21 protein-coding genes and 3 pseudogenes are annotated in these 25647 nt (G+C 72.9%); 12 read left to right on the top strand and 12 right to left on the bottom strand.

The features are described from left to right. The first annotated feature begins 188 nt into the window (after positions 1–188). Positions 189–1397 carry an NAD(P)/FAD-dependent oxidoreductase gene (locus tag ACH4E7_RS27835; protein WP_396251792.1) on the top strand — a complete coding sequence of 403 codons (1209 nt, stop codon included), beginning with the start codon at positions 189–191 and terminating at the stop codon, positions 1395–1397. A 10-nt stretch (positions 1398–1407) separates the two neighbouring features. After that, positions 1408–2346 carry a sigma-70 family RNA polymerase sigma factor gene (locus ACH4E7_RS27830; RefSeq protein WP_396251791.1) on the top strand — a complete coding sequence of 313 codons (939 nt, stop codon included), beginning with the start codon at positions 1408–1410 and terminating at the stop codon, positions 2344–2346. 63 nt (positions 2347–2409) lie between these two features. On the opposite strand, the gene ACH4E7_RS27825 is transcribed toward ACH4E7_RS27830, so the two are convergent. Then, complete coding sequence (locus tag ACH4E7_RS27825; protein ID WP_396251790.1) at positions 2410–4215, bottom strand: PQQ-binding-like beta-propeller repeat protein; 1806 nt, start codon at positions 4213–4215, stop codon at positions 2410–2412. Here ACH4E7_RS27825 and ACH4E7_RS27820 point away from each other — a divergent pair. After that, on the top strand, positions 4214–5614 hold the full coding sequence (locus ACH4E7_RS27820; RefSeq protein WP_396251789.1) for an MFS transporter: 1401 nt from the start codon (positions 4214–4216) through the stop codon (positions 5612–5614). The genes ACH4E7_RS27825 and ACH4E7_RS27820 overlap by 2 nt on opposite strands. A gap of 78 nt (positions 5615–5692) precedes the next feature. Beyond that, the gene (locus ACH4E7_RS27815; RefSeq protein ID WP_396251788.1) at positions 5693–5830 is read left to right on the top strand and encodes a hypothetical protein; all 138 of its coding nucleotides are present in this window, start codon (positions 5693–5695) and stop codon (positions 5828–5830) included. A gap of 169 nt (positions 5831–5999) precedes the next feature. Here the strand turns inward: ACH4E7_RS27815 and ACH4E7_RS27810 are convergent, their stop codons facing one another. Further along, positions 6000–6674, bottom strand: a complete 675-nt coding sequence (locus ACH4E7_RS27810; RefSeq protein WP_396251787.1) for a TetR/AcrR family transcriptional regulator C-terminal domain-containing protein — start codon at positions 6672–6674, stop codon at positions 6000–6002. A gap of 81 nt (positions 6675–6755) precedes the next feature. Here ACH4E7_RS27810 and ACH4E7_RS27805 point away from each other — a divergent pair, with 81 nt between their 5' ends. Next, positions 6756–7535, top strand: a complete 780-nt coding sequence (locus ACH4E7_RS27805; protein ID WP_396251786.1) for an alpha/beta fold hydrolase — start codon at positions 6756–6758, stop codon at positions 7533–7535. A gap of 224 nt (positions 7536–7759) precedes the next feature. On the opposite strand, the pseudogene ACH4E7_RS27800 reads toward ACH4E7_RS27805, so the two are convergent. After that, positions 7760–8311: pseudogene (locus tag ACH4E7_RS27800) on the bottom strand (zinc-binding dehydrogenase); the annotation flags it as partial. Between ACH4E7_RS27800 and ACH4E7_RS27795 the strand changes: the two are divergent. Continuing rightward, positions 8265–8372: pseudogene (locus ACH4E7_RS27795) on the top strand (hypothetical protein); the annotation flags it as partial. The pseudogenes ACH4E7_RS27800 and ACH4E7_RS27795 overlap by 47 nt on opposite strands. 83 nt (positions 8373–8455) lie before the next feature. On the opposite strand, the pseudogene ACH4E7_RS27790 reads toward ACH4E7_RS27795, so the two are convergent. After that, positions 8456–8797, bottom strand: a pseudogene (locus ACH4E7_RS27790) (alcohol dehydrogenase catalytic domain-containing protein); the annotation flags it as partial. A 108-nt stretch (positions 8798–8905) separates the two neighbouring features. Here ACH4E7_RS27790 and ACH4E7_RS27785 point away from each other — a divergent pair. Both ACH4E7_RS27785 and ACH4E7_RS27780 read left to right on the top strand, forming a co-directional pair. After that, positions 8906–9547, top strand: a complete 642-nt coding sequence (locus ACH4E7_RS27785; protein WP_396251785.1) for a TetR/AcrR family transcriptional regulator — start codon at positions 8906–8908, stop codon at positions 9545–9547. Further along, positions 9544–9708: a hypothetical protein gene (locus ACH4E7_RS27780; RefSeq protein WP_396251784.1), complete on the top strand. Its 165-nt coding sequence runs from the start codon at positions 9544–9546 to the stop codon at positions 9706–9708. The genes ACH4E7_RS27785 and ACH4E7_RS27780 overlap by 4 nt, the downstream gene beginning before the upstream one ends. Before the next feature lie 136 nt (positions 9709–9844). On the opposite strand, the gene ACH4E7_RS27775 is transcribed toward ACH4E7_RS27780, so the two are convergent. Then, complete coding sequence (locus ACH4E7_RS27775; protein WP_396251783.1) at positions 9845–10150, bottom strand: putative quinol monooxygenase; 306 nt, start codon at positions 10148–10150, stop codon at positions 9845–9847. Positions 10151–10304: 154 nt separating this feature from the next. On the opposite strand from ACH4E7_RS27775, the gene ACH4E7_RS27770 reads away from it, so the two are divergent. Continuing rightward, entirely contained in the window at positions 10305–11303 is a 999-nt protein-coding gene (locus ACH4E7_RS27770; protein WP_396251782.1) for a GlxA family transcriptional regulator, read from the top strand. A 237-nt stretch (positions 11304–11540) separates the two neighbouring features. Here the strand turns inward: ACH4E7_RS27770 and pflA are convergent, their stop codons facing one another. From pflA to ACH4E7_RS27750, 4 genes are all read right to left on the bottom strand, one after another. Beyond that, positions 11541–12293 carry a pyruvate formate-lyase-activating protein gene (pflA, locus tag ACH4E7_RS27765; protein ID WP_396251781.1) on the bottom strand — a complete coding sequence of 251 codons (753 nt, stop codon included), beginning with the start codon at positions 12291–12293 and terminating at the stop codon, positions 11541–11543. 76 nt (positions 12294–12369) lie between these two features. Then, positions 12370–14634 carry a formate C-acetyltransferase gene (gene pflB / locus ACH4E7_RS27760; protein WP_396251780.1) on the bottom strand — a complete coding sequence of 755 codons (2265 nt, stop codon included), beginning with the start codon at positions 14632–14634 and terminating at the stop codon, positions 12370–12372. A 15-nt stretch (positions 14635–14649) separates the two neighbouring features. Beyond that, the gene (adhE, locus tag ACH4E7_RS27755; protein ID WP_396251779.1) at positions 14650–17304 is read right to left on the bottom strand and encodes a bifunctional acetaldehyde-CoA/alcohol dehydrogenase; all 2655 of its coding nucleotides are present in this window, start codon (positions 17302–17304) and stop codon (positions 14650–14652) included. 189 nt (positions 17305–17493) lie between these two features. Then, positions 17494–18399: a universal stress protein gene (locus tag ACH4E7_RS27750; RefSeq protein ID WP_396251778.1), complete on the bottom strand. Its 906-nt coding sequence runs from the start codon at positions 18397–18399 to the stop codon at positions 17494–17496. A 262-nt stretch (positions 18400–18661) separates the two neighbouring features. Here ACH4E7_RS27750 and ACH4E7_RS27745 point away from each other — a divergent pair, with 262 nt between their 5' ends. Then, positions 18662–20347 carry a GAF domain-containing protein gene (locus tag ACH4E7_RS27745; protein WP_396251836.1) on the top strand — a complete coding sequence of 562 codons (1686 nt, stop codon included), beginning with the start codon at positions 18662–18664 and terminating at the stop codon, positions 20345–20347. Between the two features lie 25 nt (positions 20348–20372). On the opposite strand, the gene ACH4E7_RS27740 is transcribed toward ACH4E7_RS27745, so the two are convergent. From ACH4E7_RS27740 to ACH4E7_RS27730, 3 genes are all read right to left on the bottom strand, one after another. After that, complete coding sequence (locus tag ACH4E7_RS27740; protein WP_396251777.1) at positions 20373–20870, bottom strand: pyridoxamine 5'-phosphate oxidase family protein; 498 nt, start codon at positions 20868–20870, stop codon at positions 20373–20375. Between the two features lie 98 nt (positions 20871–20968). Beyond that, the gene (locus ACH4E7_RS27735; RefSeq protein ID WP_396251776.1) at positions 20969–21640 is read right to left on the bottom strand and encodes a response regulator; all 672 of its coding nucleotides are present in this window, start codon (positions 21638–21640) and stop codon (positions 20969–20971) included. Positions 21641–21895: 255 nt separating this feature from the next. Beyond that, the gene (locus ACH4E7_RS27730; RefSeq protein ID WP_396251775.1) at positions 21896–22531 is read right to left on the bottom strand and encodes a hypothetical protein; all 636 of its coding nucleotides are present in this window, start codon (positions 22529–22531) and stop codon (positions 21896–21898) included. A gap of 370 nt (positions 22532–22901) precedes the next feature. Between ACH4E7_RS27730 and ACH4E7_RS27725 the strand changes: the two genes are divergently transcribed. After that, positions 22902–24332 carry an amino acid permease gene (locus ACH4E7_RS27725; RefSeq protein WP_396251774.1) on the top strand — a complete coding sequence of 477 codons (1431 nt, stop codon included), beginning with the start codon at positions 22902–22904 and terminating at the stop codon, positions 24330–24332. Between the two features lie 56 nt (positions 24333–24388). Further along, on the top strand, positions 24389–25612 hold the full coding sequence (locus tag ACH4E7_RS27720) for an arginine deiminase (protein WP_396251773.1): 1224 nt from the start codon (positions 24389–24391) through the stop codon (positions 25610–25612). Positions 25613–25647 lie beyond the last annotated feature (35 nt).

Raw genomic sequence — 25647 nt, 5'->3', positions numbered from 1 at the left:
ACGATAGGCGCGCCACCCGGCCGGGCCCACGGCTCACCGGCGCGCTGGGCCGACCGGCCGTAACCCCCGGCCGCTCGTCCCAGTTCGGTGACCGGCGTCACACCCGGCCCCTGTCAGCAATCGGGGCGCTGTCTCGTTCAAGGGGCGCGCGAACTCAAGGGGCACGCGAACGAGACAGGAGCAACACCATGAAGCACCGCATCGTCGTCCTCGGCGCCGGATACGCCGGGGCCTTCGCCGCCGGAAACCTGGCCCGCCGGCTCTTGCCCGACGACACCGAGATCACCGTCGTCAATGCCGCGCCCGACTTCGTCGAGCGGATGCGGCTCCACCAGCTCGCGGTCGGCCAGGACCTCGCGTTCCGCAAGCTCGCCGACGTGTTCGCGGGCACCGGGGTGCGGCTGCGCCTGGCGCGCGTCACCGGCGTCGACTCCGACGCCAGGACCGTCGCCGTGACGGACGAGGGCGGCGAGGGCGGTGAGGGCGGGGACGACGAGCTCGCGTACGACACGCTGCTCTACACGCTCGGCAGCTCCGTGGCCCACCACGGCGTCCCCGGCGTGGCCGAGTACGCCTTCGACGTGACGGGCCTCTCCTCGGCACTGCGTCTGCGCGAGCGTCTGGCGCAACTGGGCGAGGGCGGCACCGTGCTGGTCGTCGGCGAGGGGCTGACCGGCATCGAGACCGCCGCCGAGTTCGCCGAGTCCCGGCCCGACCTCTCGGTCGCGCTCGCCGCCCGCGGCGAGCTGGGCGCCTGGCTCTCCCCGAAGGCCCGCCGTCACCTGCGCCAGGCCTTCGACCGGCTCGGCATCGTCGTCCACGAGCACACCGGTGTCGAAGCGGTCGAGCCGACACGGGCGATCGCCGCCGACGGTAGGTCCATCCCGGCCGACGTGACCGTGTGGTCCGCCGGATTCGCCGTGCACCCCATCGCGGCCGCCAGCGGCCTGGAGGTCGCCGGGACCGGCCAGATCGTCGTCGACCGCACCATGCGCTCGGTCTCGCACCCGGACGTCTACGCCGCCGGCGACTGCGCCTACGCGATCGGCGAGAACGGCCGTCCGTTGCCGATGTCCTGCGCCTCGGCCGGCTTCACCAACATGCAGGCGACAGCCGCGATCATCGCGCGCCTGACGGACAGCAAGGTCCCGACCGTCGGGCTGAAGTACTACGGCAACCACATCAGCCTGGGGCGGCGGGACGCGATCTTCCAGATGGTGGACGGGGACGTCCGGTCGAAGTCCTGGTACCTGGGCGGGCGGACGGCCGCGCGGCTCAAGTCGGGTGTGCTCAAGGGGTCCGGATGGAGCGTCGCCCACCCGACCTTCGGCATCCCGACTCGCAGGCGCCGCCTGGTCATCGTGCCCGGCCGGGCCGGTGTGACGGTCGCCGCGTAGGTTGTTCCGCATGGACAGTGCAGCCATCGACAGGTTCGAGGCCGGCCGGGACCGGCTGGCCTCGCTCGCGTACCGCCTGCTCGGCTCGGCGGCCGATGCCGAGGACGCCGTGCAGGACGCTTTCCTGCGCTGGCAGGCCGCGGACCGCGACCGGGTCGAGGTGCCGGAGGCGTGGCTGACCAAGGTCGTCACCAACCTCTGCCTCGACCGGCTCCGCTCGGCGCAGGCGCGCCATGAGCGCGCGGTCGGAGACTGGCTGCCCGAGCCCCTCCTCGCGGGCGACCCGATGCTCGGCCCCGCCGATACCTTCGAGCAGCGCGAATCGGTGTCCCTGGCCGTACTGACCCTCATGGAGCGCCTCTCGCCGGTCGAGCGGGCCGCCTACGTCCTGCGCGAGGCGTTCTCGTACCCCCACGCCGAGATCGCCGGGATCCTCGGCATCACCGAGTCCGCGAGCCAGCAGCACGTCCACCGGGCCCGACGCCGGGTCGCCGCCGAGCGCCGCGGCGGCGACGAGGTGGACCCGGCGTCCGCGCGTCGGATCGTCGAGGAGTTCCTCGCCGCCGCCACGTCGGGGCGCACCGAACGACTGGTGGCGATGCTCACCACCGACGTGACCATGGTCTCGGACGGCGCCGGACTGGCGAGGCGGCTGCTGCGGTACGAGACGCGCGAGCGCGTCGCCGTGTGCGTGCGCGCCGGCTTCAAGCCGACTCCGGCGAAGCGGCGGCTGGCCGGCGGCTCCCCCGCGATGCACATCGCACTGGTCAACGGCTCCCCGGCCGTCCTCGCCGTCGTCGGCGGCCGGGTCGTGGGCGCCGTGGTGTTCGACGTCAGCGACGGCAAGGTCGCGTCCCTCCGCGGCATCGCCGCCGCGGACCGGCTCGCGCGCCTCAACGAGGCCTGGCGGCAGCGCGAACCCGACGCGCCGGTCATCAGCGCATGGTGACCGGCGCCGCCGGGGCGCCCGCCTCGCCGGTGCGGACAGGGCGTCGAGGAGGTCGGGGAGTCGTCAGGCGATCCGCCGCCTGCGCTGCCGCCGGGCGGGGCGGCGGCCGGTCAGGGCGTCGACCGCCAGGACCGTGCCCTTGACGGTGGCCACGTACACCACGCCGTCCGCGTAGACCGGGCTGCTGGCCGTGGCGTCCAGAGTCCGTCGCCAGCGCACCGTGCCCGTGGCGGGGTCGATCCGCAGCAGCCCGCGGTTGCGGGCCGAGCTGACCACCCAGGCGTTGGCGCCGCTGACCGTGACCGCGGAGGCCCCGTGCGGTCCCGGGAGGTACCAGCGCCGGATGCCGGTGGCCCTCTCCAGGGCGTGGACGCCGGTCTGGAAGTCGCCGATGAGGAGCAGGTCGTCCGTGATCGCCGGGCTGCGGTCGATCGCGCTGCCACCCACCTCCATACCCCAGCGCTGCTTGCCGGTGGCCGCGTCGAAGGCGTGGGCCAGGCCGGCGCCGGTGCCGATGTACACGGTGCCGTCCGCGACGCTGGGTGCGCAGAAGGCCAGGTAGCGCTCGGCGTTGTCGTCGTACCAGACCCGCTCGCCGTCCTCCACCCTGAAGGCGCCCAACTGCCCCTTGACACCCGTCACGTAGACCCGGCCCTCGGCCACCGTGGCCGCGGAGCAGGAGCCGTCCCGCAGGTGCTGCTGCCACCGCGGCCGGCCGGTGCGCGCGTCCGTCGCGACCAGCGTGCTGGAGGGGGTGTGACGGAGCGTGAACACCGACGTGGTCACGGTGTAGACCACGCCGTCGGCGACGGTGGGCGCGGACGAGGCGCCGACGCGGGTGTTCCAGCGCTCGACGCCGTCGGACGTACCGACCGCACGCAGCAGGCCGTCCTCGCCGACCAGGTAGACGGTGTCGCCCGCGACGGCCGGGGTGGTGATCAGCCGGTCCGGTACGTGATGCCTCCAGCGCAGCTCGCCGGTGAGGGCGTCCAGGGCGTAGCAGTGCTGGCCGGCGGTCTGGTAGACGGTCCCGGCGCAGACGGCGGGGGCCGAGCTGGGGCGGTCGGGCAGGCGGACGCTCCAGGGCCGGAAGCCGGGCGGGGTCGCGGCCTCGGGGTAGACGCCGGTGTGGGCGGGCCCACCGAGGTACATGGCGGTCGGGCCGGTGACCGTGGGCCGGGGCGCTTCGTCGGTCGGGGTGGTCAAGGCGGTGGGCGTCCGCGCAAGGCGGTGCTCCCCCCACAAGGCCGGGTCGGCGAGTTCGACGAGCCGGATCAGGGAGCGCAGGACGGGCAGGGGCTGCTCGGTCTCCGCGGCGAGTCCCGGGCTGCCGACGTGGCAGAGCCAGCGGTCGTCCACACGCCACTCCAGCCAGCGGCGGTCGTCGGCGAACTCCCGGACGGCGTGGGTCAGCAGGCGTCCGGCGACGTCGAGGTCGGTGGTGTCGACCAGGTGGACGGCGTCGTACTCGGGGTCGCCGCTCTCGTACAGGTGGTGGCCGGGTGTCTCCCGGACCTGACGGCGCAGCAGCGGCAGCAGTGTGTCGACGCCCAGCGTGTGGCGGGAGACCACCACCAGGGGGAGCGGGCAGGGGAGTTCGACTAAGGAGACGGCGCGTGTGTCCTGGCCGGGCTGACCGTCGACCCAGTCGAACACGGTGACCCGGTGGCCGTCGAGCGTGCCGCTGACCGCGAACCGGGCCCGGGGCACGGCGTCGCGGCCGTCGGAGAGCACCGCGCCGCGCCAGCGCTCGGCCAGTTCCGGGCTCTCCTCGCGAAAGTCCCAGCCCTGTTCGGCGGCCAGACGCTGCCGTTCGGCCCGACGCCGGCGCAGCTTGGCGTGCCCCGTCCCGATTCCCCAACGACCCATGCCCCACCTCCAGTTGCGAGACTATGAACCGTATCGTGCGGAGCGGACACACGGGCCGGGTCAGGTCGACCGCACACGATGTGCCCCTGCTAGCCTGAGCGACATGATCAGGAGGGGGTCCGGGCGGCGGGTGCGCGGCGAGCCGACTTTCGGTCCGCAGCGAGCGCTGATCACCGCCAGTTTCGTCAACAGGGTGGGCAATGGTCTCTTCAACACCGCTGCCGTCCTCTACTTCACGTGCGTGGTGCACCTGCCCGCCACACAGGTGGGAGCGGGTCTGACGATCGCCGGCCTCAGCGGCTTGGCGGCCGGCGTACCGGCGGGGAATCTGGCCGACCGGTACGGGCCACGCACGATCTGGCTGACGGCCCTCGCCCTGCAGGCCGCCACCATGGCGGCTTTCGTCCTCATCGACAGTTGGCTCGCGTTCACGCTCGTCGCCACTGTGGACCGGCTGGCTGCCACGGCAGGCGGCGCCGCGGGCGGGGCGCTCATCGCGAGAGCCGGCGGTGAACGCCCCGCCGCCTTCCGGGCCAGACTCCGGACCTTCGTCAATCTCGGCGTCGTCGTGGGCACCCTGGGCGCGGCCTGCGCCATCCAGATCAACACGCGCCCTGCCTACACCGGGCTGATCCTCGCGAACGCCGCCAGCTTCGCCTGTGCCGGACTGATCGCGTTCCTGGGCGTCCCGGACTACCGGCCTCTGCCCCGGCCCGAGGAGCACCGGCAGTGGTCCGTCCTGGCCGACCGGCCGTACCTGTCCTTCGTCGCGCTCTACAGCGCCATGGGCCTGCAGTACCAGACCGTCTCCCTACTGCTGCCGATCTGGCTCACCGCCCACACCGACGCACCGCGCTGGACCGTGGCAGCGGTCTACGCGATCAACAGCGGCGTCTGCGCGCTGCTCCAGAGCAGACTCGGCGCCAAGGTGGAGACCCCACGGCAGGGCGGCCGCGCCTTCCGCCTCGCCGGGCTGCTGTTCCTCATCAGCTGTCCGTTGATGGCACTGACCGCCGATGTTCCCGCGTGGGTCGCACCGGCGCTCGCCGTCCTCGCCGTGTGCGTCCACAGCGTCGGAGAGGTGTGGGAGTCGTCGGGCGGCTTCGCGCTCGGCTTCGGTCTCGCACCCGACCACGCCCAAGGGCAATACCAGGGCCTCTTCGGTATCGGCTTCGACGCCGGCCAAGCCCTCGCCCCGGTGATCCTGACCGGAGCGGTCCTCGCGCTCGGACACACGGGATGGCTCTTCCTCGGAGCGTTCTTCGCGGGCCTGGGCGCGGCCGGGCCTCCGGTGGCCGCATGGGCCGAGCGAAACCGCCCCGGGAAACCAGGCACGGAAGCCTCCGCACGACGTCGGCACGGCGAATCCCCGCTGCCGGAGGCCGACTGCCGAGGTTGAACCGGCGATGTCGCGGGGTGCTGCAAGGTCGGCTTCATGGTGGACCACCGCACGGTGCGCCTGCGTCGCTAGGACCTGATGCCCGGCCGCAAGACCCGCTCCCGGCGGCTGTTCGCCGAGTGCCGGGCCCGGATGCGGGCGGCCGAGGAGGCCTACCGGCCGATCCTGGAAGAGATCGAGTCCCGCCTCGCGGACACCCCCGCAGACCCGGCCTGAAGCCGTCGCCGCCGGGGACGGGACGAAGGGGCGGCCGGCCGGAGCCGAGACGCAGGATGCCGAGGGAGCCCGACGCCGGACGGGCAGGTGAAGTGCCTGCCGACTGGGCACCCGTCCCACCCAGACCCTCTTCATCGACGACACTCCGGGACACGTCGCGACCGCGCGGTCACTCGGCATGGCCGGTCACGTGCACACGAGCACCAGCGACACCCTGGCCCGGATCCGGGAATTCCTGCGGCCGAGCTGAACCGCTCGCCCGCAGGCCGCCCAGGATGAGGTCAAGGCCGGCGATGAAGGACTGCTCGCTGTCAGACGGCTTCTCGGCCGTCCACCGCGCCAGGTTGGGGTGGTGCTCCTTGGTGATCTCGGGCATCGGGGCTGCCATGGGCGGTGCGGCCTGCTCCTGGAGGACGAAGCCGGTCACGTAGCAGGCCACGGTATGCCCGAAGTGAGCTGCTCGGGCGAGTGGCAGGCCGGTGGCGCGCAGCAGGGCCAGGCCCGCCTCGGTGGCTTCCAGGGAATCCGGGGTGAGCGGGAGATGGCCCGCGACCACCCGGGCGCCGTCACGGTGGGCGAGCATGGCTCGGCGGGTGCGGTGTGCGAACGCGGCGGTCTGCTCCGCCCAATCACCCTGCCCTCGATGCGGATCGGTGAACGCTGGCCGCATGATCTCGGCCGCGATCGCGCCCAGCAGCTCGGCCTTGCTCCGCACGTGCCAGTAGAGCGCACCGGGGGCCACACCGAGCCGGGTGGTCAGGGCGCGCGTGGTCAGCCGATCCAGCCCGACCTCGTCGAGGAGTTCGACCGCGTTGCGAATGACGTCTTCCCGATTGAGTCGCACGGGACTTGAGCTTAGCTCAAGTGTCTTGAGTAGGCTGTACCCGAGCAAAGCTCAAGTGGTCACCGGGAAAGGGCGCGGGGCATGGGGGAGTACGTGACGGTCAACGGTCTGCGGACCTACTGCGAGGTGCTCGGCGAGGGCGACCCCGTCGTGCTGCTGCACGGCGGCGGGGTGACCGCCGACAGCTGGTTCGGTCAACTCGCCGCGCTGGCTGAGCGGTACCGGGTCTACGCGCCCGAGCGGCGCGGGCATGGGCGGACCCACGACCTGCCGGGGCCGGTCAGCAGCGAGCTGATGGCCGAGGACACCGAGGCCCTGCTGGCGGCCCTGGGTGTCGGGCCGGTGCATCTGGTCGGCTGGAGCGCCGGTGGCACGGTCGCTCTGCGGCTCGCACTGCGCCGCCCGGACCTGGTCCGCAAGCTGGTGCTGATCAGCACCGGAGTCTGCCGCGACGGCGGGACTGAGGCGGACCTGGCGTTGGTCGACGAGGCCAACACAGGGTTGCTGGAGTCGATGTTCCGCCCGCAGTACGAGCCGCTCTCGCCGGACGGGCCCGGGCACTTCCCGGTGGTCTTCGAGAAGTGGCTGCAGATGTGGCGCGAGGAGCCCGACATCGGGCTCGACGCCCTGGCCGGGCTGCCCATGCCGGTGCTGGTGATGCAGGGTGACGACGACGGTGTGCGGATCGAGCACAGCGCCGCCATGGTCAAGGCGCTGCCCGACGCCCAACTCGCGGTGCTGCCCGGCACTTCGCACGCGGCGCCGATCGAGAAGCCCGAGCTGGTCAGCAGGTTGCTGCTGGACTTCTTCGCCGAGGAGGGGTCGGCCCGGTACCTGCCGCTCGGCGCCCTGAAGGCCTGACAGGGGTCGGTGCTGTGACCGCATGGGTTCGCCGGGTTGCTCGTCCATGCGGCGAGGGCAGGTCTCAGCATGTAGAAGGCGACTTGTGGCGGGAGACCGCTGGGCGACCCCGTCGCGGCGTAGGAGGCCGGGATCGGGACAGTGCGCGATCCCGCGCGCGGGCCCGGGGGGCGGAACGTGGACGTCCGCCCGTCGGGGCCGCGGCGCGTCCGCGACCGGCATACCTACGGAACGATGACGACCTTGCCTGCGACGGTGCGTGATTCGGCCAGTGCGAGCGCCGCCGCGGCTTCGTCCAGCGGGAACCGCGCGGCGACCTGCGCGGTGAGCGTACCGTCGGCCAGAAGCGCCAGCACCTGGGTGAGGTCCTCGCGCAGTCGGGTGCGGAAGGCGTCCGGGCGCCGCTTGCCCGCCCAGAAGTTGTAGAAGTGCGCGGACTTGCCGTTGGGCAGGAAGTTCCACAGTGCCAGCCGGGTGAACAGTTTCAGCACCGGGAGCCGCGAGTTGCCGTCCTCGTCCTTGGTGGCGGCGGTGCCGTAGGACACCAGCACCCCGCCGCGGCGAAGGAGCCGCCACGAGTCCTTCAGTCCGGCGCCGCCGACGTGGTCGAACACCGCGTCCACGCCGTGCGGCGCGAGCTCCCGGATGCGCTGGTACACGGACGGGTCACGGTAGTCGACCGGGATCGCGCCCAACGCGCGGACCGTGTCGTGGTGTCGCACCGACGCCGTGCCGATCACCGTGATCCCCGCGCGCCGGGCCAGTTGCACGAGTGTCGACCCGACTCCGCCGTTGGCGCCGAGGACCACGATCGTCGCGCCTCCGGGCACCTTCGCGGTCCGGTGCAGCATCTGCCAGGCCGTCACCCCGTTGACCACGACGGTCTCCGCGTCGGCGGCCGTCACGCCGTCCGGCACGGGCACCAGATCGGCGGCGTCGAGCAGCAGGAAGCTGGCCCAGGCGCCGGTCTTGGTGACGGCGGCGAACCGCCGTCCGATCATCGCGGTGTCGACGTCCGGGCCGGTGGCGACCACCGTGCCGACCACGTCGTATCCGGGCACGAAGGGGAAGGGCGGCTGGTCGTAGTACTTGCCGCGACGCATCTGCTGCTCGGCGAAGGACACGCCGGTCGCGTCCATCCGCAGCAGGACCCGGCCCGCGGCGGGCGGCGGGAGGTCGCGGGTGCGCACCCGGAGGCCGCTCGCGTCGACGGTGCCGGGCAGGACGACCTCGGTGGCATGGGTGACGACAGTGTGGTTCATGACGTGCTCCGTATCGGCTCAACTGTGGGTACGGCCGTAAAGTTACACATGTAATCCTAGGTCGTACAAGAGCTTGGCTCTGTAAGTTTTCACCTGTAAGCTCACGCCATGGGCAACGAACCGAGCGCGACACCCACCCGCCCCCGCAACCGCCGAGGGGAAGGCGCCCGCCTGCGCGACGACATCGTGGCCGCGGCGGTCGAACTCCTCGACGAGGCCGGCAGCGAAACCGCCGTCACCCTGCGAGCCGTCGCCCGCCGCGTCGGGATCGCTGCGCCCTCGATCTACCGGCACTTCCCCGATCAACCGGCCATCATGCTGGCCGTGGTGAGGCAGGCCTTCGATCAACTGGAGGCGCAGCTGCGCGCGGCCCTGGACGCGGCCGGCGCCGACCCCCGGCAGCGACTGTTCGCCGTGTGCCGCGCCTACCTGGGGTTCTCCCAGGACCACCCCGAGCGGTACCGCACCATGTTCGGCGGCCTCTGGGTGCCCGCGCTGCAGGGCACCACCGTGACGGCGGGCGACGTGGAAGCCGTCGGCCAGGCATCCCTGCAACTGTTCACCGAGACCCTGGGCGCGTGCGTCACCGCCGGCCAGGCCGCCAGCACCGACGTCCACGCGGACACCGTCGCCCTCTGGCTGGGCCTGCACGGACTGGCGCACCAGAGGGCCGTGACGGTCGCCTTCCCGTGGCCTCCGGACATCGCCGACCGCCTCATCGCCACGCTGGCGCACCTCAAGAGCGCATGAACCGTCTCGCGCGAGGGGCACGCGAGGGGGCGACGGTCGCCGCAAAGCCGTCCACCGACGTCGCAGTGCCGAACTCCTGCGGCGTCGAACTCCCGCTGAGCGAACGGGTGGTGTCGCAGCCGTTGCCTGCCGACGGCTCCGGTGCCGGCATCGCGCCGTGACCGACGGCCGCACCTCCGCGATCCGTGTAGCCGCTCCCGGCCGGGAAGTCACCGTCGCGGCCGGGCGCGGGACGTCGCACGGGCCTTCGGGTCGCCGCCGCGCCCGGCGCAGGGGCCGGCCGCGGCGGCAGCGCCTTCAGGAGGCGTTCTTGACCGCGAGGACGTCGACCAGGCGGATGTCGGGCGCGGCGGCGAGCAGCTCCGGGCCGACCTCGGACAGGGCCGCGGGGATGCGACCGGTGAGGTGGGCCTGGCGCGCGTCCTCGTCGGCGAAGGCGTCGAAGATGCCGAAGGTCGCGCCGTCGACCTGGAACGCGTACCAGACCCGGGTGCCGGGTTCGTCCTCGACGACGGCGCGGCCGGCGTCCAGGAAGGCGGCCAGGTCCGCTTCCTTGCCCGGCTTGGCGGTCAGCAGTGCGAGGACTCCGAGCTTCAGGGTCATGACGGGATCTCCATGGTGAGGTGGGAGTCCGCGATGCCTCGGGTGGCTTCGCGGTGGCGGGCCGGAGAGTGGAATTCCGGCCCGGGAAAGACGCTATGGCCACGGTCGATCTGCCGCGAGCGGCGGAAACGACGTTTCGAGTACCGTTTGCGCCATGCGGATTGTGATGGCGGCGGTGGACGGTGTCTTCGACTCGGGGCTTTCGGCGATCATGGACGTGCTCGGCGCGGCGAACTCGCTGAGCGCGCGGGACGGTGGCGCGCCGCCGTTCTCGATGACCGTGGTCGGCGGCGAACCGCAGGTCCGCACCGGGAACGGGCTGAGCCTGGCGACCGTTCCGGTCGGGGAACTCCCGCACGGGACGGACCTGTTGCTGATGCCGGCGGTGGGCTTCCAGGCCCCCGACCGGGTGGTCGCGGCGGTCCGCGAGCCCGCCAACGCCTGGCTGCTCGACCTCGCCGCCGCCTCCGCCGCCGCCGGAACCCCGCTGGCCGCCGCGTGCAGCGGAGCGTTCTTCCTGGCCGAGTCGGGCACGCTCGAACGCAAGCGTGCGACGACGAGTTGGTGGTTGGGCCCCGCCTTCCGCGCCCGGTACCCCGGTGTGGTGCTGGAGGACTCACGGACGCTGATCCAGGACGGCCCGGTCACCACCGCGGGTGCGGCCTTCGCCCACATCGACCTCGCCTTGTGGGCGGTGCAGCGGTACAGCCCCGCCCTCGCCGCCCTCGTCGCCCGGTACCTGCTGATCGGGGACCGGCCGTCGCAGGCCGCCTTCGCGCTCCCCACCCAGCTGGCCCAGGCTGACCCGCTGATGGCCGCCTTCGAACGGTGGGCCCGCGCACACCTGGCCGATCCGCCCCCGCTGGCCGAAGCCGCCCGCACGCTCGGCGTGAGCCAGCGGACCCTGCAGCGCACCGCGCAGACCGTCCTGGGCAGATCACCCCTGGACTTCGTCCAGGACATCCGACTGGACGAGGCCACCTTCCTGCTGCGCACCACCACGCTCAGCGCCGAGGCCATCGCCGGCCGGGTCGGCTACCGCAACGTCAGCACCCTGCGCGAGCTGGTCCGGCGCCGACGCGGCTCGTCCCTGGAGACGCTGCGCCACGGAGGTGCCGACGCTCCTGCGCAGTCCCCACCGCTGTCGTCGTAGGCGCCCCGACGGAACCTGCGGCAGAGCGGGTCTCGTCTCGGACCGCCCGGTCGGCGCGCCGCCTACGGGCGGGCCGTGAGGTAGCGGTCGGCGGCCTGCGGCGGGGTGAGGCCGTCGGCGTCGATCCGGGCGTCGAGTTCCTCGCCACATCCGCAGGCGCCTGCGCCCGGCCACGTCGGGGTGAACGAGGACGGCGAGCGGCGATGCGCCGCGCGGGCTCCGGGCCGGCACCGATGTTCAGACCGCGTGCAGTCCGTGTGCGGCGAACACCGATCGGGCCTCGGCGACCTGCGCCGGGGTGGGCACCGGGGTCTCGGCCAGGGGGAAGTCGAGGCCGAGTGCGCGCCACTTGGGGGCGCCCAGCTTGTGGAAGGGCAGGACGTCGACCCGGGTGACGTTGCCGAGCGAGGCGGCGAAGGCGGCGACGCCCTCGACGTCGGCGGCGAGGTCGGTCAGGTGCGGGACGAGGACGAAGCGGACCCAGACCTCGGTGCCGAGGTCGGCGAGGCGGCGGGCGAAGTCCAGGGTGGGGGCGAGCCGTTGCCCGGTCAGGTGGCGGTAGCGGGCGCGGTCCCAGGACTTGATGTCGAGCAGGACGAGGTCGGTGTCGGCGAGCAGCGCGCCGGTGGCACGGGCACCGAGGAAGCCGGAGGTGTCCAGCGCGGTGTGCAGACCGAGTTCGTGCTTGAGGCGGTGCAACAGCTCGCCGGTGAGGGCGGGTTGGAGCAGCGGTTCGCCGCCGCTGATGGTGGCGCCGCCGCCGGAGGCGTGGATGAAGGCGGTGTACTTGGCGGCCTCCCGGACGATCTCGTCGGCCGTGCAGGGCCGTCCGTGCCGCATCGACCGGGTGTCGGGGTTGTGGCAGTAGAGGCAGCGCAGCGGGCAGCCGGCCAGGAAGGCGACGAAGCGGGTGCCGGGGCCGTCGACGCCGGTGGACAGGTCCCAGGAGTGCAGCACGCCGGTGACCGGGGGCTTGGCGGTGGGGGGCATGGGGGCTCTTCCTGCGGGGGCGCGGTGCCGACGCCCTCGGTCGGGGAGGCGTCGGCACCGCGAGCGGGGGCGAGGACTACAGGGCGTCGTGGAAGGTGCGGCCGATCACGTCGAGTTGCTGCTCCCGGGTGAGCCGGACGAAGTTGACCGCGTAGCCGCTGACCCGGATGGTGAGCTGCGGGTACTTCTCCGGGTGGTCCATGGCGTCCAGCAGGGTGTCCCGGTCGAGGACGTTGACGTTCATGTGGAAGCCGTGGCAGGTGGTGTAGCCGTCCAGCACGCCGACCAGGTTGCGGATCCTCTCCTCGGGGGTGCGGCCGAGCGCGTCCGGGGTGACGGTGTTGGTGAGCGAGATGCCGTCCTCGGCGTGCTCGTACGGCAGTTTGGCGACGGACAGCGCGCTCGCCACGTAGCCGTGGGCGTCACGCCCGTTCATCGGGTTGGCGCCGGGGGAGAAGGGCTCGCCGGCCCTCCGTCCGTCCGGGGTGTTGCCGGTCTTCTTGCCGTAGACGACGTTGGAGGTGATGGTCAGGACGGACTGGGTGTGTTCGGCGCCCCGATAGGTGGGGTGCTTGCGCACCTTCGCCATGAAGTCCTCGACCAGCCGGACCGCGATCTCGTCCGCCCGGTCGTCGTTGTTGCCGTACGCCGGGTAGTCGCCGTCGACCAGGTAGTCGGTGACCAGGCCGGTCTCGTCCCGTACCGGCCTGACCTCGGCGTACCTGATCGCGGACAGCGAGTCGGCGGCCACCGCGAGTCCGGCGATGCCGCAGGCCATGGTGCGCCGGACGTCCCGGTCGTGCAGCGCCATCTCGATCCGCTCGTAGGCGTACCTGTCGTGCATGTAGTGGATGACGTTCAGCGCGTGGACGTACGTCCCGGCCAGCCACTCCAACTGCTCCTCGAGGCGGGCCAGTACCTCGTCGTAGCCGAGCACCGCTCCGCCGACCGGCTCGGTGGCCGGGCCGACCTGGGCGCCGGTCAGCTCGTCCCGGCCGCCGTTGATCGCGTAGAGGAGGGTCTTGGCGAGGTTGACCCGGGCGCCGAAGAACTGCATCTGCTTGCCGACCTCCATGGCGGAGACGCAGCAGGCGATCGCGGTGTCGTCGCCGAAGCGCGGGCGCATCAGCTCGTCGGACTCGTACTGCACCGAGGAGGTGTCGATCGACACCCGGGCGCAGAACTCCTTGAATCCCGCGGGCAGTTGCGGCGACCAGAAGACCGTCATGTTGGGTTCGGGCGCCGGGCCCAGGTTGTGGAGGGTCTGCAGGTAGCGGAAGGACGTCCGGGTGACCAGCGTCCGCCCGTCCGCGCCCATGCCGCCGATCGACTCGGTGACCCAGGTCGGGTCCCCGGAGAACAGCTCGTCGTACTCGGGGGTGCGCAGGAAGCGGACGATCCGCAGCTTGATGATGAAGTCGTCCACCAGCTCCTGGGCCTGGCGTTCCGTCAGGATGCCACCGGCCAGGTCGCGCTGGAGGTAGACGTCGAGGAAGGTCGAGGTGCGGCCGAGCGACATCGCCGCGCCGTTCTGCTCCTTGACCGCCGCCAGGTAGGCGAAGTAGAGCCACTGGATCGCCTCGCGGGCGGTCGCGGCCGGGCCCGAGACGTCGTACCCGTACGCCGAGGCCATCTCCTTGAGCTCGCCCAACGCCCGGATCTGTTCGGCGAGTTCCTCGCGCTCGCGGATGGTCTCCTCCAGCCGCGCCGGGTCGGTCGGGGCAGGGTCGAGTTCGGCCTTCTCGGCGAGCTTGGCCTCGACCAGCCGGTCCACGCCGTAGAGGGCGACCCGGCGGTAGTCGCCGATGATGCGGCCGCGCCCGTAGGCGTCCGGCAGGCCGGTGATCATGCCGGCCTTGCGGGCGGCCCGGATCTCGGGGGTGTAGGCGTCGAAGACGCCGTCGTTGTGGGTCTTGCGGTACTCGGTGAAGACCTTCTCCAGAACCGGGTCGACCGGGTAGCCGTATGTCTTCAGGGCTCCGGCGACCATCCGCCAGCCGCCGTTGGGCATGATCGCGCGCTTGAGCGGGGCGTCGGTCTGCAGGCCGACGATCAGCTCCCGCTCGCGGTCGATGTATCCGGGCGCGTGCGCGGTGATGCTCGACGGGACGTCGTACGCGATGTCGAGGACCCCCTTGGCGCGCTCCTCGGGGAAGCGGTCGGTGATCCGCCGCCACACCGCGAGGGTGCGCTCGGTGGGGCCGGCCAGGAAGGCGGCGTCGCCCTCGTACGGGGTGTAGTTGTGCTGGACGAAGTCGCGGACGTCGATCGCGTCCCGCCAGAGTCCGCCCTTGAAGCCGGCCCAGGCGCTCGTGGTGTTTTCCTGCTGCGAGGTGGTCATGTCGGTGTCCTCTTCTCAGGCCTGGTCGCCGTAGTAGGCCCGGCGCATCAGCTGCTGCATGTCGGCGGTCATCGGCATGCGGGGGTTGGCGGGGGCGCACTGGTCCTCGTAGGCGTTCATCGCCTGCTGCGGCAGGGCCGCCAGGAAAGCCTCCTCGTCCACGCCGACGGCCTTGAAGGAGCGCGGAATGCCGACCTTGTCGCGCAGTTCCTCCACGGCGGAGGCGAGGGACTCGACGCCCTGTTCGGGGGTGGCGGCCGGCAGGCCGAGCATCCGGGCGACGGCCTGGTAGCGCTCCGGGGCGGTGTAGTACTGGTACTTGGGCCAGCCGGTGACCTTGGCCGGGGCGGTGCCGTTCCAGCGGATCACGTGCGGCAGCAGGAGGGCGTTGGTGCGGCCGTGGGCGACGTGGAAGGTGGCGCCGAGGGTGTGGGCCATGGCGTGGACGGCGCCGAGGAAGGCGGAGCCGAAGGCCATCCCGGCGATCGTGCCGGCGTTGTGCATCTTCTCCCGGGCGACGGGGTCGTCCGCGCCCGCGGTGACGGCCCGTTCCAGGTGGTCGAAGATCAGCCGGATGCCCTGGAGGGCGAGTCCGTCGGTGAAGTCGTTGGCGTAGACGGAGACGTAGGTCTCGATGCAGTGGGTCAGGGCGTCGAAGCCGGTGTCCGCGGTGACGTCCTTCGGCAGCCCGGTGGTCAGCGCGGGGTCCACGATGGCCACGCTCGGGGTGAGCGCGTAGTCGGCGAGCGGGTACTTCTGGCCGGTGGCGGTGTCGGTGATCACCGCGAAGGGGGTGACCTCGCTGCCGGTGCCCGAGGTGGTCGGGACGCACACCAGTTTCGCCTTCTCGCCGAGGTCGGGGAAGGTGAAGGCACGCTTGCGGATGTCGAAGAACTTCTCCTTCAGGTCGGCGAACTCCACCTCCGGGTGCTCGTACATCAGCCACATCACCTTGGCGGCGTCCATCGGCGAGCCACCGCCCACCGCGATGATCGTGTCCGGCTCGAACTCCCGCATCAGCGCGGCACCCCGGCGCACCGTGTCGATGCTCGGGTTCGGCTCGACGTAGTCGACCACCCGCACCTCGACCGGCTCCCGACGCCGGTCCAGGACGCCGCGGATCCGCTCCAGGTGCCCGATCCGGACCATCGTGTGGTCGGTGACGACGACGATCCGGTGCGGGTTCGGCATGCTCGCCAGGTACCTGATCGAGTTGCGCTCGAAGTAGATCTTCGGCGGGACCTTGAACCACTGCATGTTGGTGTTCCGCCGCCCGATCCGCTTGATGTTGACGAGGTTCAGCGCCGAGACGTTCCCGGACACCGAGTTGCGCCCGTAGCTGCCGCAGCCGAGGGTCAGCGAGGGCATGAAGGCGTTGTAGACGTCGCCGATCCCGCCCTGCGAGCTCGGCGCGTTCCAGATGATCCGGCAGGCCTTCACCGCGTGCCCGAACTCCTCGGTGAACGCCGCGTCCTCGGTGTGGACCGCGGCCGAGTGGCCGAGGCCGTCGAACTCCACCATCGCGGAGGCCAGTTCCACGCCCTCGCGGCGGGAGTGCGCGGTGAGCACGGCGAGCACCGGACACAGCTTCTCCCGGGTCAGCGGCTCGGCCGGCCCGACCCGCTCGCAGTCGGCCAGGATCACCGAGGTGTCCGCGGGCACCTCGAAGCCCGCCTCTGCCGCGATCTCGGCGGCGGAGCGGCCCACCACCGCGGCGTTCAGCCTCGCACCCGCGCACGACGTCCCCCCGCCCACCCCGAACAGGTACCGCTCCAGCAGCGCCTTCTCCTCAGCGCTCGCGTGGTGCGCCTTCAGCTGGCGGAACTCCGCGAGCGCCGCGTCGCGGATGTCCGCGTCCAGGATCACCGCCTGTTCGGAGGCGCAGATCATCCCGTTGTCGAAGGACTTGGACAGGACCACGTCGTTGACCGCCCGCCTCAGGTCCGCGCTGCGCTCGATGTACGCGGGGACATTGCCCGCGCCCACGCCGAGCGCGGGCTTCCCGCACGAGTACGCAGCCCGGACCATCGCGTTGCCGCCGGTGGCGAGGATCGTGGCCACACCGGGGTGGCGCATCAGCGCCTCGGTGGCCGCCATCGACGGCTCCTCGATCCACTGGATGCAGTGCTCCGGCGCGCCGGCCGCCACCGCCGCGTCCCGGACGATCCGGGCCGCTTCGGCGGAGCAGCGCTGGGCCGAGGGGTGGAAGGAGAAGACGATCGGGTTGCGGGTCTTGAGGGCCAGCAGACACTTGAAGATCGTGGTCGAGGTCGGGTTGGTCACCGGGGTGATGCCCGCGACCACGCCGACCGGCTCGGCGATCTCCACGATGCCGTCGATCTCGTCCCGGTGCACCACCCCGACCGTCCTGGTCCGGGCCATCACATGGGTGACGTTCTCGCAGGCGAAGACGTTCTTGACCGCCTTGTCCTCGAAGACCCCGCGGCCGGTCTCCTCCACGGCCAGCACCGCGAGCGCGGTGTGCCGTTCCAGCGCGGCCAGCGAGGCCTTCTTGACGATGTGGTCGACCTGTTCCTGGGTGAAGGAGGCGTACGCGGCCAGCGCGTCGAGCGCGTTGCGCACCAGGCGGTCGACGGCGGTCGGCTCGGGGGTGGGAAGGCTGCTGCTCTCGGGAGCCGCCTTCGACTCGTGCTGCGGTCGACGGGCCATGCTGGACTGCCTTTCCGGATCATCGTCCGATGTCAGGGCGCGCCGGGCGGGTGCCGTGCGCGCCGTCCCCTCCAGGCTTCCTCGTGCGGGGCGCCGGGGGATCGGCCCAATGGGACCCGCTCGCGGCCGAAGGTCCCGGGTCCGCTGCGCGGTTGGTCCCGTGTCAGGGACCCGGGTGCGATCGGTGGTTCACCGGTGCGGTACGACGGCGACCGGGCAGTGGGTGTGGTGCAGCACCGACTGGGCCACCGCCCCCAGCCGGGGCCCGGCCATCGGGTGCGCGGGCGCGCGCCGCCCGAGCACGACCAGCGAGGCGGTGCGGGAGGCCTCCACGAGCATCCGGCCCGGGCTCCAGGCGCACACCTGCGCCTCGGTGCGGACCCCGGGGAACTTGTCCCGCCAACGCGCCAGCGCGTCCTGGAGCCGCACCTGTTCGGAGGCCGCCAGCGACTCCCCGATCTCCCGCACGCCCACTGGCGCCTCGGTGGTGTACGGGCCGTGGTAGGTGTCGCGGCTCTCCATCACCCGCAGACGGGCGCCCGTGGCGGCCGCGTGCTGGAAGGCGAAGGCGAGTACGGCGTCGCAGGGCCGGTCGCCCTGCACGCCGACGACGACCTCGCCGGGCGCTGCGGCCGGTTCGTCCGTCACGTCCGGCCCGGCGGGTCCGCCCGACTCGGCGGGGCCGCCCGCTCCTGCGGGGACCAGCACCACCGGGCAGTCGGTCCGGGCGGCGGCGCGCAGCCCGACCGAGCCGACCAGCAGCCCGGTGAAGCCGCCGAGGCCACGCGACCCGAGGACCAGCACCGAGGACCGCCGGGACGTGGCGGCCAGTGCGTAGGCCGGGTTCCCGGGGACGATCTCGCAGGAGACCGCCAGCTCCGGCAGCGCGGCCGTGATCCGGTCCCGGATCGCGGCCACCGGCCGCGGCAGTGCGCTCCCGCCGCCGAGGTCGCACTCCAGGGCGTCGACCTCGCCCCCGGCGACGTGGACCATCCGCAGCGCGAGCCCGTTCCGCCGGGCCTCCCGGGCGGCCCATCCGGCCGCCGCCGCGCTCTGCGTCGAGCCGTCGATCCCCACCACCACGTCGTGCGGCATGTCAGTGACCTCCCTGGTCAGCGGACGGCCGCGGCACCGGCGGCCGCGGTCCCGTCCGGCGACCAGACTCCCGCCGGGTCGGTGCCCGGGCACAGGGGCCGACCAGCCCCGGTCGCGAACCGAAGGTCCCGGGACCAGGGGCCGTGGGGAGGGGGCGGAAGTGGTGTGCTGGCCACCCGCCGGTCGGCGCCATCTGCGAGAATCGGCGGCGACCACGGCGATCAGGAGGGTGCCCGTGAGCAGCGAGACGGTTCGGTCACGGATGCCGCAATTGCGGCTGGACGAGCTGCTGGAGGAGCTCCAGGCCCGGATCGACGCGGCCCGGGGCACCCGGGACCGGGTGCACAGCCTGCTGGAGGCGGTGCTGTCGGTCGGCCGGGAGCTGGATCTGACGCAGGTGCTGCGCAGGATCGTGGAGGCCGCGGCCGTCCTGGTGGACGCCCGCTACGCGGCGCTCGGGGTGATCGGGCCGGATGGGGAGACCCTCTCGCAGTTCCACACGGTCGGCCTGTCGGACGAGGACATCGAACGGATCGGCCCCTACCCGACCGGCCGGGGCCTGCTCGGCGAGCTGATCCGCCACCCGGCGCCGCTGCGGCTGGCTGACCTCTCCGAGCACGCCTCGTCGGTGGGCTGCCCGGCGCACCACCCCGTGATGCGGACCTTTCTCGGGGTGCCGGTGCGCGTGCGGGAGGAGGTGTTCGGCAACCTCTACCTGACCGACAAGCAGGGCGGGGAGGAGTTCGACGCCGACGACGAGGCGGTGATCTCCACGCTGGCCGTGGCGGCCGGGGTGGCGGTCGACAACGCCCGGCTGTACGAGGAGGCCCAGCGCCAGCAGCACTGGCTGAGCGCGAGTGCGGAGATCACCCGTGCCCTGCTGTCCGGCGGATCCCGCTCCGAGGTGCTGGAGCTGATCGCCCAGCGGGCGCGGGAGATCACCGGCGCGGACCTGGCGGACGTCTCCGTTCCGGTGCCGGGGACGGGAACGGTCCGGGTGGAACTGGCGCTCGGCGGCGACGCGGCCGGCCGGTCGGGCCTGGTGGTGCCGTTGGAGGGGTCGCTGTCGGGTGCGGCCTGCGCCTCGGGGGTGCCGGTGACCACGGTGGACCTGGCCGGCGATCCCCGGCTCTCCGCCGGGCCGAGCCGCTTCGCCGGGCTCGGACCGGCGGTCGCGGTGCCGCTGGGCCGGGCCGAGGGGCAGATCGACGGCGTGCTGATGCTGGCCAGGGAGGCGGGCCGGCCCGAGTTCACGGAGTGGGAGATCGGCCCGCTGCTGGGCTTCGCCGACCAGGCCGCGCTGGCCCTGGAGCTGGCGGAACGCCGCCGGGACGCCGAGCAGCTGGCGATGCTGGAGGACCGCGACCGGATCGCCCGCGACCTGCACGACCTGGCCATCCAGCGGCTGTTCGCCACGGGGATGACGCTGCAGAGCGCCGCCCGGTTCATCGATCACGCCACCGCCTCGGACCGGGTGCTGCGTGCGGTGGGGGACCTGGACGAGACCATCAAGATCATCAGGTCGACCATCTTCGGCCTCCGGGCCAGGGAGGATGCCACCGGCCACGGCCTGCGGGCCAGGGCCGTCCGTACGGTGGAGCAGGCGCAGGCGGTGCTCGGGTTCGCGCCGCGGCTGAGCATGGAGGGCCTGTTGGACACGGATGTCCCGTCGGAGGTGGCCGAGCACGTCCTCGCCGTCCTGGCCGAGGCACTGAGTAACACGGCCCGGCACGCGGGGGCGGGCCGGGTCGAGGTCGCGCTCCAGGCGGCGGCGGGTCGGGTGGTGGTGTCCGTGCAGGACGACGGGGTCGGCGTTCCCGAGCAGGGGCGGCGCAGCGGGCTGCGGAATCTGGCGGAGCGGGCGGAGACGCTGGGCGGGTCGTTCGAGCTGGTCCGCCCGGCGGAGGGTGGCACCCGGGTGGTCTGGTCGGTCCCGCTGCCGGTCTGACCGGTCGGCCGTAGTGTTCCGGCGGTCAGGGCCGGGTGTCCGGCAGCAGGCGGCCGGTGACCAGTTCGGGCCGGATCCGGATCGAGACCTGGCGCGACAGTCGGACCGCCGGGGCGGACGGCACCTCCGTGACGCGAACCTCCCGGCCGGACGGGGTCCTTTCGCCGGACGGGGTTTTGTCGTCGGCCGGGGCCTCCTCGTGGGACGGGGCCTCCTCGTCGGAGACCTCCGAGACGTCGGCCCGTCCCAGCACGGTCACGCTCCAGCCGGTTCCGTCCGTTCCGTCGATCTCGCCCGCCTCGAACGCCACCAGCGCCCCGGAGACCGCGCGGACCAGCTCGGAGCGGGCCGCGACGCGCAGCAGCACGCTGCCGTCCCCGCCGATCCGGTAGGGGACGGGCAGGACGGCCGGTAGGGCGCCGACCGTGTAGACCACGCGGCCGACCGAGCTGCCAGCCAGCAGGCGGAAGCAGTGCTGCTCGTCCAGGGCCGCGTGCGCGGTGGGGATGCGGTCGGGTTCCATGCCTTCGATTGTTCGCGTCGCACGCGGAACGGGGGAGGGCCGTTCGGTCCCTGCCCGACCGCCGAGCGGACCGGGACCGGGGGGCCGAGGGCCCGGCGCTACGCGGCCGTGAGGGTCCGGTTGGCGATCAGGGCGGCCTGGACGCGCCGCTCGACGCCGAGTTTGGCGAGCAGCCGGGAGATGTGGTTCTTCACCGTCTTCTCGGCGAGGTACAGCCGCTCGCCGATCTGCCGGTTCGTCAGCCCCTCGCCGACCAGGGCCAGGATCTCCCGTTCCCGCTCGGTGAGTTCCGGCAGGCCGGGCTCCAGCGGAGCGTGGTCGCGGCGCAGTCGGGCCATCACGCGGCCGGTGACGCCGGGATCGAGCATGGACTGGCCGGCGGCGACGGTGCGGATCGCGGTGACCAGGTCGGTCCCGCTGATCTGCTTCAACGCGTAGCCGGCGGCGCCCGCCATGATCGAGTCGAGGAGGGCGTCCTCGTCGTCGAAGGAGGTGAGCATCAGGCAGGCCAAGCGCGGCATGCGCGTGCGCAGTTCGCGGCAGACGGTGACGCCGTCCCCGTCGCCCAGGCGCATGTCGAGCACGGCGACGTCGGGACGCAGCGCGGGCACCCGTGCCAGCGCCTGCTCGGCGGTGGCGGCCTCGCCGATCACCGTCAGGTCCGGCTCGGTGTCGATGAGTTCGCGCACACCCCGGCGGACCACCTCGTGGTCGTCGAGCAGGAACACGCGGACGGGCGTGGGTGTCGGGGCCGGAGCGGTTTCCGCCATTGACTTCTCCGAAATCCTGGACCCGCTGCGGGAGCGGGGCGGACGGGGCCGACGGCCAGTCTGTGGCGCCGGGCCGGGCTTCCGCCAGGGCCGAACGACCCCACTGTTCCGGACGGTGGCCGACCGGTCACCGAGCGGGTGCCAGGACTCCGGGCCGTTCGAGGAGGACGGTCGTGGGGCGCCGCGGGGTGGGGAAGCCGGCCGGTCTCGAGGGTGGCGGTGCGCCCGGCCGGCGCCGGGAAGCCCTGGTGGACGTCAGTGGGCGGTGCGGCCGGTCCAGAGCGGTTCGAGCCGGGTCCAGGAGTGCTGCCAGAGCCGGTCGGCCCGGCGGTCGAGGGCACGCAGACGGATGCCGAGGAGCGTGCCGGTCGGGGCGGCGAGGGCGGCGAGGACGAACAGCCCGAGGAGCACGGCGTGGGCGGTGACGTCGACCGCACCGGGCGGGGCGGCGGAGGGGCGGCCGTCGTCGTCCACCCAGATCCGGGTGACGCTGCCGGCGGATGTCGGCCGGTCGACGTCCACCGTGGCGCTGACGCGCTGCCCGGAGGGTGCGGTCCACTCGGCGAAGGCCTGGTACCGGGCCCGGGTGATGCCGTCGGGCAGACCGGCCACCTGGTACGCGGGCGCCAGCAGGACGGCGTCCGGCCGGTGGTGGTGCGCCGCCGCCAGCGCGGCCCCGCGCTGCCCGGCCGCGAGGTCGGTGAGCGCGACGCCGGTGCCCGCGAGGGCGGCCACCACCAGGGCGAGCGCGGCCAGGAGCAGTGCGCGGCTCCGGGCCCGGTCCAGCGGGCGGCTCAGCGGGTTGCGCGCGGAGCCGCAGGCGCTGCGCAGATGGTGGCGCAGCGACCGTGCGCGCTTGACGGGCCGTACGAGTCCGGAAGTGCTGGGCATGTCCGTCAACTCCTTCGTGGGGGACCGGGTCCCGGGGACGGTCGCCGCCCGGTGGGTGGCCGGACGCCACTCTCGCGGCCGGATGTGACGGCGGCCCAGGGCCCGACGGGACCCGGGGCGGGGCCACTGGTCCCGAGCGGGCGCGAGACACGGTGGTGAGCGCGGGGCGCACACGTCGAGCACCGGGAGTACACCGTCGTCCGGCGCGCCCTGCCGGGACTCTCGGGACGTCCACACCGGGACGTGCGGCAACCACGGGAGGGACCGTTGACCCCTGCTGCGCGAGGCCCCGCCCTTCGAGGATCAACCTCAGCGAACGCGGAAACCGCAGTCGCTCCAGTCCTTTGGCCCGTCACGAAGGAGCCCCCTCATGTCCACAGCCGAGCACAGAAGAGCGCCGGCCGACCGGCCGCCGCGGCAGAGCGGATCCTTCGGACTGCCGGCCGCGACGGCGCTCGTCGTCGGCAGCATCATCGGCACCGGGGTGTTCGCCCTGCCGTCCGCCCTGGCACCCTACGGACCGGTCGCACTGGTGGCGTTCGCGCTGGTGACCGTCGGCGCGCTGGCGCTCGCGGCCACGTTCGGGCGCCTGGCCGAGCGGACCCCCGGCAGCGGCGGCCCGTACGTCTACGCCCGCGAGGCGTTCGGCGAGTTCACGGGCTTCCTGACCGCCTGGTCGTACTGGATCACCGCCTGGGCGGGCAACGCGGCCATCGCGGTGGCCTGGGTCGGCTACGTCGAGGTGTTCGTGAACAAGGGCCACCACACCTGGGGGTCCGTGGCGATCGCGCTGGCCGGTCTGTGGGTGCCCGCCGCCGTCAACCTCGCCGGCGTGCGCAGCATCGGGGCCTTCCAGGTGGTCACCACCGTCCTGAAGTTCCTGCCGCTGGCGTTCATGGCGACGGCCGGTCTGCTGTTCATCAGCTCCGGCAACTTCGGCGCCTTCAACTCCTCGGGCACCTCGGCGCTCGGGGCGGTCTCGGCGGCCGGGGCGATCGCCCTGTTCAGCTACATCGGGCTGGAGACCGCCTCGGTGGCGGCCGGCCGGGTCCGGGATCCGCGGCGCAACGTGCCGCGCGCGACGCTCTACGGCACGCTCGCCTGCGCCGGCATCTACCTGCTGGGCACCCTCGCGGTGTTCGGGACCGTCCCGCACGACCGGCTCGTCGGCTCGACCGCGCCGTTCACCGACGCCGTGAACAACATCGCCGGCGGCACCTGGGCCGGGAACCTGGTCGCGGCCGCGGCGATCATCTCCGGGCTCGGCGCCCTCAACGGCTGGACGCTGATCTGCGCCGAGATGCCGATGGCGGCGGCCCGGGACGGGCTCTTCCCGGCCGCCTTCACCAGGACCCGGCGCGAGGTGCCCGTCTTCGGCATCGTCTCCGCGACGGTCCTCGCCTCGGTGCTCACCGTCGTCAGCTACACCCGGTTCACCCAGGTCTTCACCGAGATCGTGCTGCTCAGCGTGCTCACCGCCGTCATCCCGTACCTGGTGTCGGCCGCCGCCCAGCTGTACTGGCTGGTCCGCCAGGGCCGCGCCGAACTCGACCGGCGCAGGTTCGCCCGGGACGTCACCGTCGCGCTCCTCGCCCTGGCCTTCTCGTACTGGTCCATCCAGGGCAGCGGCTACCAGACCGTCTACTACGGCCTGTTCACCGTCCTGCTCGGCATCCCCGGCTACATCTGGCTCAAGCGGCCGCACGCCGCCCCGAGCGGTACGGACCGGGCCGCCGCCCCCCGACCGACCGGCCTGGCCGCCGCCCTGCGCCGCACGCTCTCCCCGCGCCACCTGCACTGAGTGCGCGCCACCGGCGGGAACGCGCCACCCGCACCGAGTACGAAGGAGTACCGCCCATGTCCGCCCTGCGAGTCGATTCCGAGACCGGCCGCCTGCACCAGGTGATCCTGCACCGCCCCGGCCTGGAGCTGTCCCGGCTGACCCCGCGCAACGTCGACGAGCTGCTGTTCGACGACATCCTGTGGGCCAAGCGCGCCCGCGAGGAGCACGACGCCTTCGCCCAGGCGCTGCGCGACCACGGCGTCCGCGTCCACCACTACGCCGACCTGCTCGGCGAGACCCTCGAACTGCCGCCGGCCCGGGCCTGGTTGCTGGGACAGGTGGTCACCCCGGCCACCGTGGGCCCGGCCCTGGTCGACCCGGTCCGGGAGCTGTGCGGGGAACTCGACGGCCGGACGCTGGCCGAGTACCTGATCGGCGGCGTGCTCAAGGACGACCTGCCGCTGCGCAACCCGCACAGCCTGCGCTGGCACACCCTCGGCGAGCAGGACTTCGCCCTCCCGCCGCTGCCCAACCACCTCTTCCCGCGCGACAACTCCTGCTGGATCGGGGCCCGGTACAGCCTCAACCCGATGGCCCACCCGGCCCGGCGCCGGGAGACCCTGCACACCGCCGCGATCTACCGCTTCCACCCGCTGTTCGCCGAGACCGCCCCTCCGATGCTCGACGGCACCGCCCCCGAGACGGGCACCACCATCGAGGGCGGCGACGTCCACGTGGTCGGCGAGGGCGTGGTCATGGTCGGCATGGGCGAGCGGACCACGCCGCAGGCCGTCGAACAGCTCACCCAGAAGCTGTTCCAGTACGGCGCCGCGCGGCGGGTGATCGCCGTGCGCCTGCCCGCGAGCCGGGCCTTCATGCACCTCGACACCGTCCTGACGATGATCGACCGGGACACCTTCGCCCGCTACCCCGGCCTGGCCGAGCCGCTGCGGTCGTGGACCCTGGTGCCCGCCCCCGACCGGCCCACCGGCTTCGACGCCCGCCCCGACACCGACCTCGCCCGCTCCCTCGCCGAGGGCCTCGGCCTGGAGCGGGTCCGGTTCCTCTCCGCCGACCAGGACGTCCGCGCCGCCGAACGCGAGCAGTGGGACGACGGCAGCAACTTCCTCGCCCTGGAGCCCGGCGTCGTCGTCGGCTACGAGCGCAACACCACCACCAACACCTACCTGCGCAAGCAGGGCGTCGAGATCGTCACCGTCGCTGGTTCCGAGCTCGGCCGCGGCCGGGGCGGACCGCGCTGCATGAGCTGCCCGATCCAGCGCGACGCCGTCCGCTGACCCCGTCCGCGAAGCAACCCACCCGAGGAGCAACA

Origin of the sequence: Kitasatospora sp. NPDC018058 (assembly GCF_044327205.1) — a bacterium.
In the GTDB taxonomy this organism is placed as follows: domain Bacteria; phylum Actinomycetota; class Actinomycetes; order Streptomycetales; family Streptomycetaceae; genus Kitasatospora.
The sequence above is the reverse complement of the archived record's forward strand: the minus strand, read 5'-3'. Positions and strand labels throughout refer to the sequence as shown.